This is a genomic window from Paenibacillus sp. lzh-N1, from assembly GCF_002872435.1.
Taxonomy (GTDB): domain Bacteria; phylum Bacillota; class Bacilli; order Paenibacillales; family Paenibacillaceae; genus Paenibacillus; species Paenibacillus polymyxa_C.
Genome location: NZ_CP025696.1, coordinates 3,909,615 through 3,925,200, shown reverse-complemented (window position 1 = coordinate 3,925,200; position 15,586 = coordinate 3,909,615). Strand labels below are relative to the sequence as shown.

The following is a 15,586-nucleotide window of genomic DNA, read 5'->3' as shown; positions in this document are numbered from 1 at the left end:
ATGAAATACAAAAACCTAAAATAAAGCCAAAAAGGATCGCCTAAACATCAGGCAATCCTTTTTATCTATGCTTCACATAAAACATAGAAAGTGCTTTGAAGCACCCCTTCGAACAGCAATCAACGGAACATCCCCCATAGCTTGATCAGATGGAACGTATTGGACGGATCAATTTTTTGTGCCAATACGAAGGCGGTCAGTTGCTCCTCCTGTGTAGCCGTCAATCGCTCGTTTAAAATAGCAGAAGTGGTCTTCACAAGATGGCGCACCTTAGCTTTGTTTTGCAGATCTGCTTTGGTCACGCCCTCAATCTGCTGCTTAACCCGCTCCTTGAGCACACGATTTTTCATTTTTAACTTAATCCGCTCCACCAGTTGCGGACTAATTCCATATTGCTGATAGCTCAATGTTGCCACACCTCCCATATCATTCGGTCATTCCCAAATATATGACGGCCAGCCTGTCCATTGTGCCTATCTGTTAAAAACGTTTAGAGCATCCTCATCATTCATCATGGGTCAGTCGATAAGATCCCCTTGGAAAATCTGCTCTTTTTGCAAATAACCGCGAAGTGCTTCATACTGCGGAGATGTCCAAAAAGAGGAGTCTTTGATCAGATCCGTTGCATCCTCACGTGCCTTTTCCAGCACCTCAAAGTCCGCTACCATATCTGCTAACCGAAACTCGGGCAACCCGCTCTGCTTGGTGCCAAAAAAGTCCCCCGGCCCTCTCAAATCCAGATCGCGTCTAGCAACCTCAAAACCATCGTCTGTATCGGTCATAACCTTCATCCGTTCCTGACCAACCTCCGACTTAGGATCAGCAATCAGTACACAGTATGAGGCATGTGCGCCTCTTCCAACACGTCCACGTAACTGATGCAACTGGGACAATCCAAAGCGATCTGCATCCATAATGATCATTAGCGTCGCATTGGGCACATCTACCCCCACCTCTACAACTGTGGTTGAAACAAGTAGCTGAACCTCATTTGCATAGAAGGAACGCATAACTTCTTCCTTTTCTGCAGGAGTCATTCGTCCGTGCAACAGCCCAACGCGATAATGTGGAAAAGCCTGCTGCATTTGGATATGCAGATCGATGGCATTCTGTACGTCCAGCTTCTCTGACTCTTCAATCAACGGACAAATCAGATAAGCCTGCCGTCCCTGATCTACCTCACGAGAAATAAAACCGAGCACTCGATCCATCAGTTCGTGCTTCACCCAATACGTAGAAATTGGAATACGTCCCTTGGGCCGCTCTGATATCGTAGAAACATCCATATCACCAAAAGCAGTAATCGCCAGCGTACGCGGGATCGGTGTGGCCGTCATGGTCAGCACATCGGGATTGTAGCCCTTACGGCGCAGTACGCTACGCTGGTTGACTCCGAACCTGTGCTGCTCATCCGTCACAACTAGTCCAAGCTGGCGGAAATACACATCCTCCTGAATAAGGGCATGCGTGCCCACCACAATATCCAGCAGACCCATTTGAAGAGCGGCAAGCAACTCCTTACGCTTCTTCCCAGTTGTACTTCCTGTCAGTAATCCCACGCTGATTCCAAAGGGTTCAAACAGCTTGTGAAGCGACCGCATATGCTGCTCGGCCAATATTTCGGTTGGCACCATCAGTGCTCCCTGAAAACCAGAACGTACTGTTGCAAATAAACCGATGGCAGCAACCACTGTTTTCCCCGACCCAACATCCCCTTGAAGCAGACGGTTCATACAATAAGGTGAGCGTAGATCATGCAGTATTTCAAGCTCAACCTTCTTCTGTGCATCCGTTAATTCAAAAGGCAAAGCCCTCACAAATTCACGGATCGTGGCGTTATCCACCGTATGCACCACCCCGTCCGCTCGACCACGATTTAACGCCCGGAATGCCTGCATTTTCAGCTGGAATAAAAATAGCTCCTCATACACCATTCGTCGCCGAGCCTCTTGTCCCTCTCGATTGTCCTGAGGTTGGTGAATACCTGCAATGGCCTGCTTGCGTGGCATCATACTATACTTGCGTACCAGCAGATCTGGCAATATCTCGGGAATCATTTCACCAAACTGCTGGAGTGTCTGATTCATTGTTTTTCGCATCCAGCTCTGCGTAATCTTGCCACCTATAGAGTACACCGGTTGAAGTGTCCCTGAACGGGCCACTCCTTTATCAGGGAACTCAGAGTCTGCAACAGTCATCTGCATTCGCTTAAGATCCCATTTACCAGTCACCACAATTTCACGACCTGATGTTAGCTGATCCCTCAAAAAATGCCGATTAAACCATGTTGCAGTAAACATCCAATCCTCAGCCATCAATTTACAAGTCAACCTTGATTTGCGCCCGTAACGCTGAAGGACCGGAATGCCCATAATTTTCGCCTGTACTGTAATCTTATCTCCGTCCTTCACTTCGCTTAGCGAGCGCAGCCGGTAATCTTCATACCGAAACGGATAATATTCCAGCATATCTTGCACGTTAGAAATGCCAAAAGCGTGAAGCTCTCCCTCTTTGAGAGCACTCACGCCATGTATTTGTTTTAATGGTATTTGATCCAATTGCAGCATATTACCTCTCATCTCCGGCCGGCCATGCAAAAATACCAATCGTTCCTGGTCCCACATGAGTTCCGATCACAGCGCCAAGTTCAGTATATATTTGATCGCTCAGCTCAAAATGCTCTGCCAGCTGAGCCACGAACGCTTCTGCCGCCGAGCGATCTGCCGTATGACCCACAGCAATATTAATTTTTTGGCCTTTTAAATCCCGCTCCAGCAGTTCAATAATTCGTGCTGTCGCTTTTTTATTCCCTCTCGCCTTATCAGCCGAATAAATAATACCTTCTTTGTCAATCGAAAGAATTGGCTTAATGTTAAGCAACGTACCAACCATAGCCGCTGCCTTGCCAATACGTCCGCCTTTTTGCAAGTATTCCAGTGTATCCACCAGGAAATACAAACAACGGCGTTCCCCAAGACGTTCCACACCCTGAATAATTTCAGTCGGGGATTGCCCGGCGGCCGCCAGCTCTGCAGCATAAACCACGAGCATACCGTATCCGTACGAGGCCGACTTGGAATCCATAACGGTCACTCTATCTTCATGCTTCTCCAACATGGATTTGCCCAGCAGAGCGGACTGGTACGTTCCGCTCACACCGGAGGATAAATGGATGGAGATAATCTGGCTCTCGGGGTATTGCTCCAACAGCTCCGTATACGTCTCCAAAAAACGGGCTGGTGATGGCTGTGACGTTGTAGGCAGTTCATCAGCCCGTACCAGTTCGCTGTAAAACTGTGCAGCTGACATCTCAATACCATCCAGGTAAGCTGTGCTACCGAACATCACTGTCAATGGTACAATGACTATGCCGAGACGATCTGCTATTTCCTGTGGAATATCAGCCGTGCTATCCGTCAAAATGATAGTTCTCATCAGTCAGACCTCCTTTGTAGTGGACTACCATGGGCGTGCTAAAGCACATCAGGTTTCCACTGAGAACAGATAAGGATAAATCGGCTGACCACCTTCATGAACTTCCACTTCAACATCCGAATAATTTTCTTCAAGCCACGCAACAAGCTGATCTGTCTCTTCTTGTTTTGCATCCGAACCTGTAAGAATCGTAACAATTTCATCGCCATTCACCAGCATTTTCGCCAGCAAAAGACGGGATGTTGCCATTAATTGCTCCTCAGTCGCCACAATTTTAGAATCCTGAATACCAATGTAGTGGCCCGCTGTAATATGCAGATCATCAAGTGTCGTATCCCGTACCGCATAGGTCACTTGTCCAGACTTCACACGGGTAACTGCGTCCTGCATATTATCTTGGTTTACCTCAAAGGCTTCTTCCTCTTGGTAAGCAAATGCTGCTGCAATGCCCTGAGGAATTGTTTTGCTCGGAATAACCGACACCAAACGTTCCACCTCTAGCAATTCACGCGCTTGTTCAGCCGCCAAGATTATATTGGAATTATTCGGCAGAATAAAAATATGTTGAGCCGCAATCGAGCGAGCTGCATTAACGAAGTCCTCTGTGCTCGGATTCATTGTCTGACCACCCGAAAGGACAACATCAACACCCAAGCTTCTGAAAATATCAGCAATCCCTTCACCAGAAGCCACAGCTATAAAGCCAAAGGGTGCCAGCTCATGAGCTGGAGGCTCAGATGGCTCCTCCTCACGTGCAGGCTCTGTTGGTATTTCAGCAAACCACTCAGGCTCAGGAGCACCATCCATACCTGCAGACAGCAAATCACGATGCTGCTCGCGCATATTCAAAATTCGAATCTGTGTAATTTCCCCATAACGCAGCGCAAGATTCAAGACTTCACCTGGAGCCTTAGAATGCACATGAACCTTGATAACATCATCGTCCGAAATAACGATAATCGAATCACCATCTACTGACAACGCTTTCCGGAAAGCTTCCTCATCAAAATTTGTACCTTGCGCTTCGCCCAATTGTCGATTAATAAAAAACTCCATATCATACAAAAATTCAATATTCTCCGTTTCGAGCTTCGCCTGCGCAGAAATCGGCGCATCTGGGGACGGAGCAACAGGCGCAGAAGTAGGTCTCTCCGATACATAAGGAGCAAAAACCGGACGTACATTATCGCCTTTTGAAGTTGGAGATGTCACCAATCCGCTTCCAAGATGCTGCATAAACCCTTCATAAATATACACAAGCCCTTGTCCACCCGAGTCTACAACCCCTACTTGCTTCAGTACAGGGAGCATGTCCTGCGTCATGGCAAGTGTTTCCTTTGCTTTGGCAAGCACTTCTTCCATCAGTTCTGTGATGTCGTTCGTCCGGCGCGAGAAAAACACAGCATGTCTGGCCGCTTCCTTCGCCACGGTAAGAATTGTACCCTCCACCGGCTTAACCACCGCCTTGTAGGCCGCATCCACCCCGCTCTGCAATGCCGATGCGAACTGAAGGGTATTCAATTCCTCGTATGGGGCAGCGTAACGGCTGAAGCCACGGAACAACTGAGACAGGATAACCCCTGAATTGCCGCGGGCCCCCATCAGCAAGCCTTTGGATAAGATGCCGGACATGACACCGATGGAGGAAGAATCTCCCCTCTTCAATTCCGTTACGCCCGCGCTCATCGTCAGATTCATATTGGTTCCCGTATCACCATCTGGCACCGGGAATACATTTAGTGAATTGACATGCTCCGCATGCTGCTGTAATTGTTCCGCCCCGGCTAAAACCATCGCGGTAAAGTCTGTTCCATTCAAAGAACGATTACTCAAGAGAATTCCCCTTCCTAGCTTAATACAATTGTTTTACAATCCATCTTCACAACACTTGTTCAAGGTTTAATTGAATTATACTAAAGCCAGACGACGAATACGAATGTCACCCTTTCGTAAGCTTCCGTAACCATCCTCTGGTTTCTTTCCACAGCTCATATAATATGAAAAACCAGTCAACTACCCAACAAAAAATCATTGGCCGGAATAATGATTATGGTCCCGCCTCTGAACTGCCCGGCATGACTGGAATAAGAATTCACATTCCATTAAAAAACAAAATAGTCGCAGCAATAGCTATCCCATATTGTACTATAATGCGAAAGAGAAATAAATAAAGTTTTTGAATCAGTTGACGGAGCTTTTTTGACTATGATATTATATTTAAGTATTGTTTTGTTCAGGTTAGTGACTTATAAAGTCCGGCTGACCCAGTCGGCCTGAAGAGCGACCCATTCCATATGGAGTTTGGTTATTTTCAGAATAGGAGGTGGAATCATGTCTCGTAAATGTTCTGTAACAGGCAAAAAGCCTGGCAGCGGTAACCACGTATCTCACGCTAACAACCGTAATCGCCGTACTTGGGGCGTCAACGTACAAAAAGTTCGCATTCTCGTTAACGGTAAACCGAAACGCGTTTATGTCAGCACTCGTGCATTGAAAGCCGGTAAAGTGACTCGCGTGTAGTCGTAAAAAAATATCGTTATAAACAAAAGGCACCTCGTTTTAAACGGGTGCTTTTTTGATTATTCCAATAATATCCCACTGATTCAAGAGGACAAAATGTCAGGCACCTTCCCGCGCGTTTCTGTCGTTTACTGCCGAGCTATCAATCTGCTGTGCTCGGGAAGCGTGCCTCCTGTGTACCTTTGGCCTTCATCCTACATCCTGTGTTAACGTTACTTTGATTTCAGTTCTTCTGGAATGTATTCAAAATGGCTTTGACGAATCCACCCAGAAATTTTGGCAGCTTGATTGTGTAAAACTTCATGCCTCACCCTCCCCATCATCCTCCTGCATCCGTTCTCTGTAGTTTATGCAACCTGTCAAGGGTTGTTGCCCCACAAAAAAAAGGCTACATGAGAATCCCGCTCATGTAACCATATTTATGCACAACCATCCCAGGCTATACCATCAGACAAGTCCGTGAACATAGAGATATGCTGAGAGTATAAAAATAAACAAGATATAATAAAGCACACTACACACCACAAAACCGATGCGCAAACCACGCCGTTCATTTTTACGAAAATAAAACAGGACAATAAGAACAGCCAAAAGTGAAAGAATGGCATTCCAAGGTGTCTTCACTAGCGAGAAACAACTGAGGGTCAAACCGGTCATCATACTCGCTAAGGTCATCCACAGTGCTTCAGTTAGCTTCACTTGGACAAATGAGCGACACTATCCCGAATAGCAGTAATAGCCGCTGCACGGTCCGCTCTGCCGTATACTGCACTACCTGCCACTAATACGTCAGCACCTGCTTCAAATACGGCTGGTGCCGTCTCTTCTGCAATACCTCCGTCCACCTCGATATGTACGTCTGGACGACCCAATTCGTTCAACCAAGCACGGATTTGTCTGATTTTATTCAACGTCTCTGGAATGAAGGACTGGCCTCCAAAACCAGGGTTAACCGTCATTACAAGAATCATATCCACATTGGGCAGCACTTCCTTGATCGCGTATGGTGATGTCCCCGGATTGAGAGCCACTCCTGCCAGAGCGCCTTGCTGCTTGATCAAGTGAATGACACCATGCAAATGAACACAGGCCTCCGCATGAACCGTGATGATATTGGCTCCTGCCTTCACGAAATCACCGATATAACGTTCAGGCTGCTCAATCATCAGATGAACATCCAGTGGGAGAGTTGTATGCGGCCGAATAGCCTGAACGATAGGGGGGCCCAGTGTAATATTGGATACAAAATGACCATCCATAACATCAACATGAATCCAGTCTGCCCCCGCTGCTTGGACTTCCGCGACTTCACTGCCCAAACGAGCAAAATCAGCGGATAAAATCGACGGTGCTATTTTTAACATATGCTCAATACCTCCGCTTTTTTTCTTTTAATTCCTGATAAAATTGCAGATAGCTATCATATCGTCCTTGTGAAATATGTCCCTCTTCCAAGGCCTCTCTTACTTTACAGCCAGGTTCGTGAATATGCGTGCAACCTCGAAATTTGCATCCTTCTGCATATTGTTGGAATTCTCGAAAACAAGGCGATAACTCATCCACACCCAGCTCCAAAAAATCCAGTTGGCTAAACCCTGGTGTATCTGCTACAAACCCACCGTTGTCTAATGGAATCAGCTCCACATGACGAGTCGTATGTCTTCCTCGTCCCAGCTTAATGCTGATGGCGCTCGTCTCCAGCGTTAACCCGGGCTCCAAAGCATTTAGCATGGAGGACTTTCCTACACCTGACTGACCGGAAAACACGCTGATTTGGCCGGCCAACAGCTTCTTGAGCTCAGCCGTCCCCTCTCCGGTACGGGCGCTGGTTACCAGCACCTCGTAACCGATCTTCCGGTACATTTCCTGAACCTTCAGCACCGTATCATCCTCTGAAGGGCTGCCTTCATACAAATCGCGCTTGGTCAGACAGATAATCGTATCCAGCCCGGCGTGCTCAATATGGACTAAAAATTTGTCCAGTAAAGGCAGGTTTAAATCCGGCTCACGCAGGGAAAACAGCAACACAGCCAGCGTGGTATTAGCCACAGGAGGGCGAATTAGCTCCGTCGTACGCTTTCTAATCTCCTTGACCATACCTTCCCCGTTTTCAGTCAGTTCGTAAACGACCCGATCACCGACAAGGGGCGTAATCTCTTTTTTCTTGAAAAGGCCACGTGCTCTGCATTGTACCGTGGCTTCGCCGGATACCGGACGCCCATCCTGATCCAGGCTGGAGACATAATAATATCCGCTAAGCGCCTTGACGATCAGACCTTCAGGCATGTGTAAGATGTCCTCCTTCATAATGTTCAAGTTTCATTGTGTGGAACAGGTTAAGCTTTTTTCTCTAGTAAGTTTACTGATGCTGCACAGCCTCGATCACTTAGTCCTTCTTTTTGTAGAAACCGTGACCAGGGTTGTTCTTTTTGCTAACCGCTAACTCACTGCGCGTAACTCCTGCGGAATCGGTTCCTGGGGCAAAAGCAGAAGGCTCACCATCACCTTCTGTTTCCTCCTGGTTGTTAGAGTCGCCTCCACCATTACCATTACCGTTATCATTAGAAGATTCCCCGCTGTTTCCTTCCTCACCGTTTCCATTCTGCGAGGAATTACCACCAGATGAATCAGTCGGTGATGTTCCTACAGGTGGAGCAATTTGAGGCATCGTCACCGTTCCATTTTTTGCATCAATATAAGAAACAGGATACGTGTCAACAAAAGCACCATCTCTAAATACGGAGACGACACTGTCTTTGTTAGGGGCCATCAGCAGGTTGATCGTAAACGTCTGTGTCGTATTAATCGTACGGCTGCCCCACTCCTGATTTTCTCCACGTGCATCTGTATAAGTGATACGAATTTTACTGTTCTTGCCCTCTTCCTTAGGCGCCACAGGTACATTAAACGGTAATGTAATTGCTTCTGGCGGATAACCCGTACTTACATAAAACGTAATTTCCGTATTTGGCGGCAAATCACTGCCCGCCTCAGACGGCCATTGTTTGGTTACTTTTCCTTTATCCTGTTCATAGCTAAATTCTTCTTTAATTGAGCCTACCTTCAGCCCCGCTTTTTTGACCTCATTTTCCGCCTGGTTCTGCGTCATTCCTACCAGATTCGGCATTTTAACAGTGGCAGCGCCTTTGCTGACTGTGAGCACTACCTGAACCGAATCCTTATCAAATGGCTCATTTGCAGCGGGTGTCTGACTAAGGACGGTTCCTTCAGCCTGATCACTGAACTGCTCATTTTGCTGAATCTGCGTTTCCTTAATTTGCTGGGCGGTCAGTAGCTTGACAGCATTCTCGTAGCTTTGCCCTTTGACATCTGGCATCGGGGTGAGCGGCTTGGCAATTCCGACTTTCAGACTAATCTCCGTTCCTTCCTTGACTGAAGAGCCTTCAGGGTAGCTTTGATAAAAAACAACTCCTGGTGCAATCCCCTCTTTATATTCATGCTGGATTGGATCGTCAATGACTAGTCCTGCTTTACTTAGAGTGACCTTCGCTTGGTCTTCTGTTTGTGTCAGTACACTTGGTACTTTCACCTCAGGCACGACAAGCACACTTTGCACATAGTACACCACGCCGCCCATGCACAAAAGTAGCACCAACACTAGTGTTACCCAGAAGATCGTTTTTTTTCTATTTTTCTTGGACGATTGCTTGCTCGGAAGCTGTTCAGACTCACGAGGTTGGACAGGCACATCGTCACCACTGGAAGACACACCTAGTTGTTGAGGCTTAATAGCTGGGATAACCCGCGTTTGGTCCTCATCATCCAAATGTGTAAACTCCAGCTTAGATTCATTGCGCCGCCCCGGTAGCAGACAGGTTTCCAAATCTCTTAGCATTTCGTCTGCTGATTGATAACGTTCCTCCGGATTTTTGCGCATCGATTTTAAAATGACATTTTCTACACTTTGCGGAATCAACGGGTTAATTTTACGCGGTTCCTCAAATTCCTCTTGCAAATGCTTGAGTGCCACACTAATTGGGCTTTCTCCCAGAAAAGGAAGCTGTGCCGTTAGCATTTGATATAAGACAATACCTAAAGAATATAAGTCCGATTTTTCGCCGGTAATGACACCCTTTGCATGCTCAGGTGAAAAATAATGAACAGAACCCACAACAGAACCTGTCTGGGTAATTGTCGTTGACGTAACAGCTCGAGCAATCCCAAAATCGGTTACTTTAACCCGTCCATTACGTCCAATTAAGATATTATGAGGCTTAATGTCTCGGTGAATAATCTGATTTTGGTGAGCATGTTCCAGCGCATCACAAATCTGGGAAGCAATCCGCACTGCTTCATCCACTTGTAATGGCGCACGTTCTTTAATAATCTCATTCAAATTTTTGCCTTCAACGCATTCCATTACAATATAATGGATTTCGTCCTCTTGGCCGACATCATAAATACTGACCACGTTCGAATGAGAAAGTGAGGCCGCTGACTGTGCCTCGCGCCGAAACCGGCGAATAAATTCCTCATCATGAACAAATTGCTGACGCAACACTTTAACCGCGACATTGCGATTCAGCAAAATGTCTTGAGCCTTATACACCAGCGCCATACCGCCGCCACCGATGCGCTCAATAATTTCGTATCTTCCCCCAAGCAGGTGCCCGATCATGCTTCACACCCCTTTTCACTCAATGAAACCGTGTTGTCGGGCAATTCAAACAAAGCTACAGTAATGTTATCGTCTCCACCGGCAAGCAACGCCAGGTGTAGCAGACGATCCGCACGTTCCTCCAAAGGATTTTCTGCGGCACCTACTACCTTACGGATCTGTTCTTCTGTTACCAAATTGCTTAATCCGTCACTGCATAGTAATAGCACATCGCCTTTTTCTAGCGTAATGGTGTCAATGTCCACCTTCACCTCGGAATCAGTTCCCAATGCCCGTGTCAGCACATTGCGACGGGGATGGTTCTCCCGCTCTTCCTTACTGATCTGACCGTTTTTGAACAACTCATTAACCAAAGTATGGTCTTCTGTAAGCTGACGTACCGTTCCTTTGGATATGACATAGGCGCGACTGTCACCGATATGTCCGATAATTCCAGATGCATCGTTGAGCAAAACGGCAACAACCGTCGTTCCCATATTATGATACTGGTCATCGCGCGCAGCCGTTTGGAAGATGACTTCATTGGCATGCAAAATAGCGTCGCTGAGCGCCGCCGTCAAAGAATGTGCGGATAACCCGCTCTCCAGCGTCGCCAAATCAGCGGCAAGTGTCTCTACCGCAAGGCGGCTGGCCGTATCACCGGCCAGATGCCCCCCCATACCATCGGCAACAATTCCAAGAATATAGCCTTGCTCCAAGTGCCTGATCCAGGCAGAATCCTCATTTACCGAACGCACACGTCCAACATGGCTGACATGAACTGTTTTGATCAAATGGTTTCACCCCAACTCCATATGCTTTGCACGCAACTGACCGCAAGCAGCGGCAATATCGTGACCCTGTTCACGCCGGATCGTCACATTGACGCCTTTTTCGGCAAGAATACGTTGAAAATTAAAAATATCACTGCGCGATGTGCGCACATACTTGCGCTCAGGCACATGGTTGACTGGAATCAAATTGACGTGACACAGCATGTCCTTCAACACATCCGCAAGCTCTTCAGCATGTTCTGCCTGGTCGTTCACTCCACCGATCAAGGCATATTCGAATGAAATTCTCCGCCCCGTCTTAGCAAGATAATAACGAAGAGAATCCATAACATCCTTAAAAGGATAACGCCGATTTACAGGCATTAGCTTCGAACGCAGCGCATCATTAGGCGCATGAATGGATATTGCCAGATTAATTTGTGTATCCTCGTCAGCAAATTTATAAATATTGGGCACAATGCCGCTGGTTGAGACCGTAATATGACGTTGACCAATATTCAGGCCTTTTTCATGAATCATTGTACGTAAAAACGTCATTGTCGCTTCATAGTTCTCAAAAGGCTCACCCGAGCCCATAATTACGATACTGCTCACTCGTTCATTCGTTTTATCCAGAATTTTCTGAGCCTGCACCACCTGTGCAGTAATTTCGCCAGCCGTCAGGTTTCTTTTGAGACCCCCAAGCGTCGAAGCACAAAAAGTACAGCCAATCCGGCAACCTACTTGAGTCGTTACACAAATACTGTTTCCGTAATTGTGTCTCATGATAACCGTCTCAATAGCATGGTCATCATGTAAACCAAACAGAAATTTAACAGTACCATCTTTCGATTCCAACTTTGTAATTTCGTGAAGCGTCACAAAACTGAATTGCTCCTCCAGCTTTTCTCTCAGCGCCTTGGACAAATTCGTCATCTCACTGAAATTATTGACCCGCTTTACATACAGCCAGTCAAAAATTTGTCCTCCCCGAAAGGCAGGCTCACCATTATTTTTGGCCCAGTCCTGAAGCTCTTCCAGTGTTAAATCGTATATAAAAGGTTTCATCAATATTTGCACCCGTTCCTTCTTCATTAAGTTCTGTTTAATCGCAGACAGTGTTTTTCATTCTTCCTATTTTAGCACAAATCCCTGAGGGGGTAAAAATTTTTCATCTTCATGCAAAAAACCGCCGGAAGTGTCCGGCGGATTGTGGAAATACTGGTGGGCAGCTACCTGGAATTCTCTTCCGATCTACTTTACCCGGCGCAGACGCGCGATATAAAATCCGTCACTGTGAAAATGCTGCGGTAACAGCTGTACTGAGCCTTTCTGTATACCATCCATTTCGTGATTCACGTCTGGAAAAGAATGATCCTTTGCCAACTCATACTCTGGATGTTCGCTTAAAAACCGAGCCAATTGTCCTTCATTTTCATCAGGCTCAATCGTGCAAGTGCTGTATACCAGAATACCACCCGGCTTCAACAGTCCGGCCACACTATCCAGCAACTCGTGCTGCAGTTGAGTAATATCGCGAACATCCTCCGCAGTTTTGCTCCAACGCAGATCAGGTTTACGGCGAATTACCCCAAAACCGGAGCATGGTGCATCCAGCAAAATACGGTCAAAAGAAGCCGGAGCATATCGTTCCTTTAAGTCCAACGCATCACCGGTAACCGTCTCAACAGCATCCAGACCAAGCCGACTCGCTTGCTCACGGATTAATTGATGCTTATGGGCATGCAGATCATTCGCAACGATCCGGCCGCGATCCTTCATCAGCTCAGCCATATGAGCTGTTTTGCCGCCTGGAGCTGCGCAGCAATCCAGCACTGTCATGCCAGGCTCAGGAGCGACCGCTTCGGCAACAAGCATGGAGCTTTCATCCTGTACAGACAACAATCCGTCCGTATACCACGAGGTAAGCGCCATATTTCCGCCGCTACGAACAACAATCCCATAGGGGCTAACGGGCGAAGGAACGGCATCAATCCCTTTTGCAACCATCTCGTCCAGCAGCTGATCACGACTGGTCATCGTCGTATTCACTCGTACACTGACCGCAGGGGGCTCGTTATTAGCCTTGCAGATAGCCTCAGCTGTATCGACACCGTATTGCTTGATCCAGCGCTTAACTAGCCACTGTGGATGGGAATGTTCTAACGAAATCCGTTCCTCTGCTGACAAACCGTCAGGAATGCGCAGCTTGTCCGGCTCACGCAGCATGCTGCGAAGTACGCCATTGACCATACCGGAAATCCCCTGATGCCCGCGCCGTTTGGCAATGGTCACTGCTTCACTAACAACTGCATGATCCGGAACTCGATCCAGATACACCAGCTGATACACGCTCATCCGCAGCAATGAACGTACCCAAGGTTGAAGCTTGGCCGTTCCTTTTTGAACAAATTTATTCAAAAAATAATCCAGTGTATTTCGGCGTGCCACTGTACCGTATACAAGTTCCGTCGTCAAACCAACGTCACTTGCAGATAAACCTGCCTGCTGAAGCCGGCGATTGAGCTCAAGATTGCTATACGCGCCCTCTTGCTCCACACCGGTCAGCACATCAAGTGCAACTTCCCGCGCCGTCTGTTTGCGAGTCTTGCCTGATCTGGTCCCCACTCCCTTGCGTTGGTCTCCCTGACGGGAGTGTCCCCCGCTCATCCGAGCACCGTGCCGGGCTTCATCTGTCCACCGCGCGCAAAGGTTCCGGCTTCCATAACCTTCTTGCCTGCCGGTTGAACCTGGGTCAGCCAGAGGGTTCCTTTACCTGTCTGCACCTCAATGCCACGAGCGGTTAATTGAAGAACCGTGCCGGGTGCTGGAGCATTTGAGCCACTCGCTTCATTATTTATGGAAGGCTGCTCCGCAGCCCATATTTTAAAAACATTGTTCTCCCAAAGTGTAAACGCGCCAGAAAAAGGAACCAGACCGCGAATCCGGTTGTATATTTGCTGCGCATTATCACTCCATGTAATGCGCTCATCATCACGGTTCAGGTTAGGGGCATAGGTTGCCTCGTCCTCATTTTGCGGCGTACGGTCTGATTGCCCTGCCAGCAACTTGGGCAGCTCGTCCTGCAAAAGTCTCGCTCCGGCTACGCTTAGCTTCTCAAAAATTGTGCCCGACGTATCCTCCGGCTCTATAGCCACCTCAACCCGCGATATCATATCGCCGGTGTCCAGCCCTTCCGCCATATACATTAGCGTTACACCCGTCACTGTTTCACCGTTAATAATCGCACGCTGGATCGGTGCACCTCCCCGATATCGGGGAAGTAACGAACCATGCACATTCAGACAGCCGAAACGAGGCAAGTCTAATACGGACTTAGGCAAAATTTGACCGTAAGCTGCGGTGACGATCAGGTCGGGACGCAACTCTGCCACCTGAGCCACTGCTTCCGGCTGCCGCAGGCGGGTCGGTTGCAGCACAGGTAATCCGCGCTTTTCAGCCGCTTCCTTGACTGGTGTAGGCGTCAATATTTTTTTCCGTCCCTGTGGTTTATCTGGCTGAGTAATTACGCCGACCACGTTATATCCGTTGTCCAGCAACATATTCAGCGATGGGACTGCAAATTCAGGTGTACCCATAAAGATAATACGAATGTCTTGACTCATCGAACCTCACTCCCCTGCCTGACGATTCGGTCCTGGCTGTTCCAGAGCAACCTCATATACTTTTTCTGCAATATCCGTGAACAATACTCCATTTAGATGATCAATTTCGTGCTGAAAAGCACGAGAAAGCAATCCTGTCGCTGTAACGGTAATAGCCTTGCCCTCGCGGTCCAGTCCCTTGACTGTAACCTTCTCGGCACGACGTACATCTCCGTTCAACCCTGGAATACTCAGGCAGCCTTCAGGTCCCAATTGTTCTCCTTCTTCGGCCACAATTTCTGGATTGATCATTTTAATCAAGCCATGCTCGTCTCCAGCATCTACAACGATGAGTCGCTTCAAAATACCTACTTGTGGAGCAGCAAGACCTACTCCTTCTGCTTCATACATCGTATCAGCCATATCGTCCAGCAGCTTTTGCACATTAGGCGTAATTTTTGTAACTTCCTTTGCTACTTTATGCAATACGTCATCCGGCTCCAACACTATAATTCTAATTGACATGACAACAGAACACCTTCCTCTTTTTCCTTCATTTAGGCTTTACTGTATTCATCACAAAAGCGACTGCTACATTATCCTATGTACGGACGGCCTGTCCGCATTAATTGTAC

The 15,586-nt window shown here is 47.5% G+C and carries 14 protein-coding genes; 1 reads left to right on the top strand and 13 read right to left on the bottom strand.

Annotation, left to right across the window (positions count from 1 at the left end; all coding sequences use genetic code 11):
* Positions 1-119: 119 nt before the first annotated feature.
* From C0638_RS17675 to C0638_RS17660, 4 genes are all read right to left on the bottom strand, one after another.
* On the bottom strand, positions 120-407 hold the full coding sequence (locus C0638_RS17675) for a stage VI sporulation protein F (RefSeq protein ID WP_013371835.1): 288 nt from the start codon (positions 405-407) through the stop codon (positions 120-122).
* Between the two features lie 111 nt (positions 408-518).
* Complete coding sequence (gene recG / locus C0638_RS17670) at positions 519-2,567, bottom strand: ATP-dependent DNA helicase RecG (RefSeq protein ID WP_058710368.1); 2,049 nt, start codon at positions 2,565-2,567, stop codon at positions 519-521.
* A 1-nt stretch (position 2,568) separates the two neighbouring features.
* Complete coding sequence (locus tag C0638_RS17665) at positions 2,569-3,435, bottom strand: DegV family protein (protein ID WP_082689604.1); 867 nt, start codon at positions 3,433-3,435, stop codon at positions 2,569-2,571.
* Positions 3,436-3,483: 48 nt separating this feature from the next.
* Entirely contained in the window at positions 3,484-5,268 is a 1,785-nt protein-coding gene (locus C0638_RS17660; RefSeq protein WP_025674964.1) for a DAK2 domain-containing protein, read from the bottom strand.
* A 498-nt stretch (positions 5,269-5,766) separates the two neighbouring features.
* Between C0638_RS17660 and rpmB the strand changes: the two genes are divergently transcribed.
* A complete protein-coding gene (gene rpmB, locus C0638_RS17655; protein WP_013310881.1) occupies positions 5,767-5,955 on the top strand; it encodes a 50S ribosomal protein L28 in 189 nt (62 codons plus the stop codon).
* 223 nt (positions 5,956-6,178) lie between these two features.
* Here rpmB and spoVM read toward each other — a convergent pair whose 3' ends face one another.
* From spoVM to def, 9 genes are all read right to left on the bottom strand, one after another.
* Entirely contained in the window at positions 6,179-6,259 is an 81-nt protein-coding gene (gene spoVM / locus C0638_RS17650; protein WP_010345573.1) for a stage V sporulation protein SpoVM, read from the bottom strand.
* Positions 6,260-6,650: 391 nt separating this feature from the next.
* A complete protein-coding gene (gene rpe, locus C0638_RS17640; protein ID WP_013371840.1) occupies positions 6,651-7,319 on the bottom strand; it encodes a ribulose-phosphate 3-epimerase in 669 nt (222 codons plus the stop codon).
* Positions 7,320-7,323: 4 nt separating this feature from the next.
* Complete coding sequence (gene rsgA / locus C0638_RS17635) at positions 7,324-8,241, bottom strand: ribosome small subunit-dependent GTPase A (protein WP_058710370.1); 918 nt, start codon at positions 8,239-8,241, stop codon at positions 7,324-7,326.
* 100 nt (positions 8,242-8,341) lie between these two features.
* A complete protein-coding gene (gene pknB, locus C0638_RS17630; protein WP_058710371.1) occupies positions 8,342-10,594 on the bottom strand; it encodes a Stk1 family PASTA domain-containing Ser/Thr kinase in 2,253 nt (750 codons plus the stop codon).
* Positions 10,591-11,367, bottom strand: coding sequence for a Stp1/IreP family PP2C-type Ser/Thr phosphatase (locus C0638_RS17625; protein WP_013371843.1), 777 nt, complete (start codon positions 11,365-11,367; stop codon positions 10,591-10,593). The genes pknB and C0638_RS17625 overlap by 4 nt, the downstream gene beginning before the upstream one ends.
* Positions 11,368-11,373: 6 nt before the next feature.
* Positions 11,374-12,414, bottom strand: a complete 1,041-nt coding sequence (gene rlmN / locus C0638_RS17620) for a dual-specificity RNA methyltransferase RlmN (protein ID WP_025675760.1) — start codon at positions 12,412-12,414, stop codon at positions 11,374-11,376.
* Positions 12,415-12,600: 186 nt separating this feature from the next.
* The gene (gene rsmB, locus C0638_RS17615) at positions 12,601-14,016 is read right to left on the bottom strand and encodes a 16S rRNA (cytosine(967)-C(5))-methyltransferase RsmB (protein ID WP_058710372.1); all 1,416 of its coding nucleotides are present in this window, start codon (positions 14,014-14,016) and stop codon (positions 12,601-12,603) included.
* Complete coding sequence (gene fmt, locus C0638_RS17610; RefSeq protein ID WP_058710373.1) at positions 14,013-14,972, bottom strand: methionyl-tRNA formyltransferase; 960 nt, start codon at positions 14,970-14,972, stop codon at positions 14,013-14,015. Before fmt ends, rsmB begins: the two co-directional genes overlap by 4 nt.
* 6 nt (positions 14,973-14,978) lie before the next feature.
* Complete coding sequence (gene def, locus C0638_RS17605) at positions 14,979-15,476, bottom strand: peptide deformylase (RefSeq protein ID WP_058710374.1); 498 nt, start codon at positions 15,474-15,476, stop codon at positions 14,979-14,981.
* Positions 15,477-15,586 lie beyond the last annotated feature (110 nt).

Bases quoted from the DNA above. Each gene is read 5' to 3' on its own strand.
- rsgA (WP_058710370.1), bottom strand. From the start codon at position 8,241: ATGCCTGAAGGTCTGATCGTCAAGGCGCTTAGCGGATATTATTATGTC.
- pknB (WP_058710371.1), bottom strand. From the start codon at position 10,594: ATGATCGGGCACCTGCTTGGGGGAAGATACGAAATTATTGAGCGCATC.
- recG (WP_058710368.1), bottom strand. From the start codon at position 2,567: ATGCTGCAATTGGATCAAATACCATTAAAACAAATACATGGCGTGAGT.
- def (WP_058710374.1), bottom strand. From the start codon at position 15,476: ATGTCAATTAGAATTATAGTGTTGGAGCCGGATGACGTATTGCATAAA.
- rlmN (WP_025675760.1), bottom strand. From the start codon at position 12,414: ATGAAACCTTTTATATACGATTTAACACTGGAAGAGCTTCAGGACTGG.
- spoVM (WP_010345573.1), bottom strand. From the start codon at position 6,259: ATGAAGTTTTACACAATCAAGCTGCCAAAATTTCTGGGTGGATTCGTC.
- rsmB (WP_058710372.1), bottom strand. From the start codon at position 14,016: ATGAGCGGGGGACACTCCCGTCAGGGAGACCAACGCAAGGGAGTGGGG.
- fmt (WP_058710373.1), bottom strand. From the start codon at position 14,972: ATGAGTCAAGACATTCGTATTATCTTTATGGGTACACCTGAATTTGCA.
- C0638_RS17665 (WP_082689604.1), bottom strand. From the start codon at position 3,435: ATGAGAACTATCATTTTGACGGATAGCACGGCTGATATTCCACAGGAA.
- rpe (WP_013371840.1), bottom strand. From the start codon at position 7,319: ATGTTAAAAATAGCACCGTCGATTTTATCCGCTGATTTTGCTCGTTTG.
- rpmB (WP_013310881.1), top strand. From the start codon at position 5,767: ATGTCTCGTAAATGTTCTGTAACAGGCAAAAAGCCTGGCAGCGGTAAC.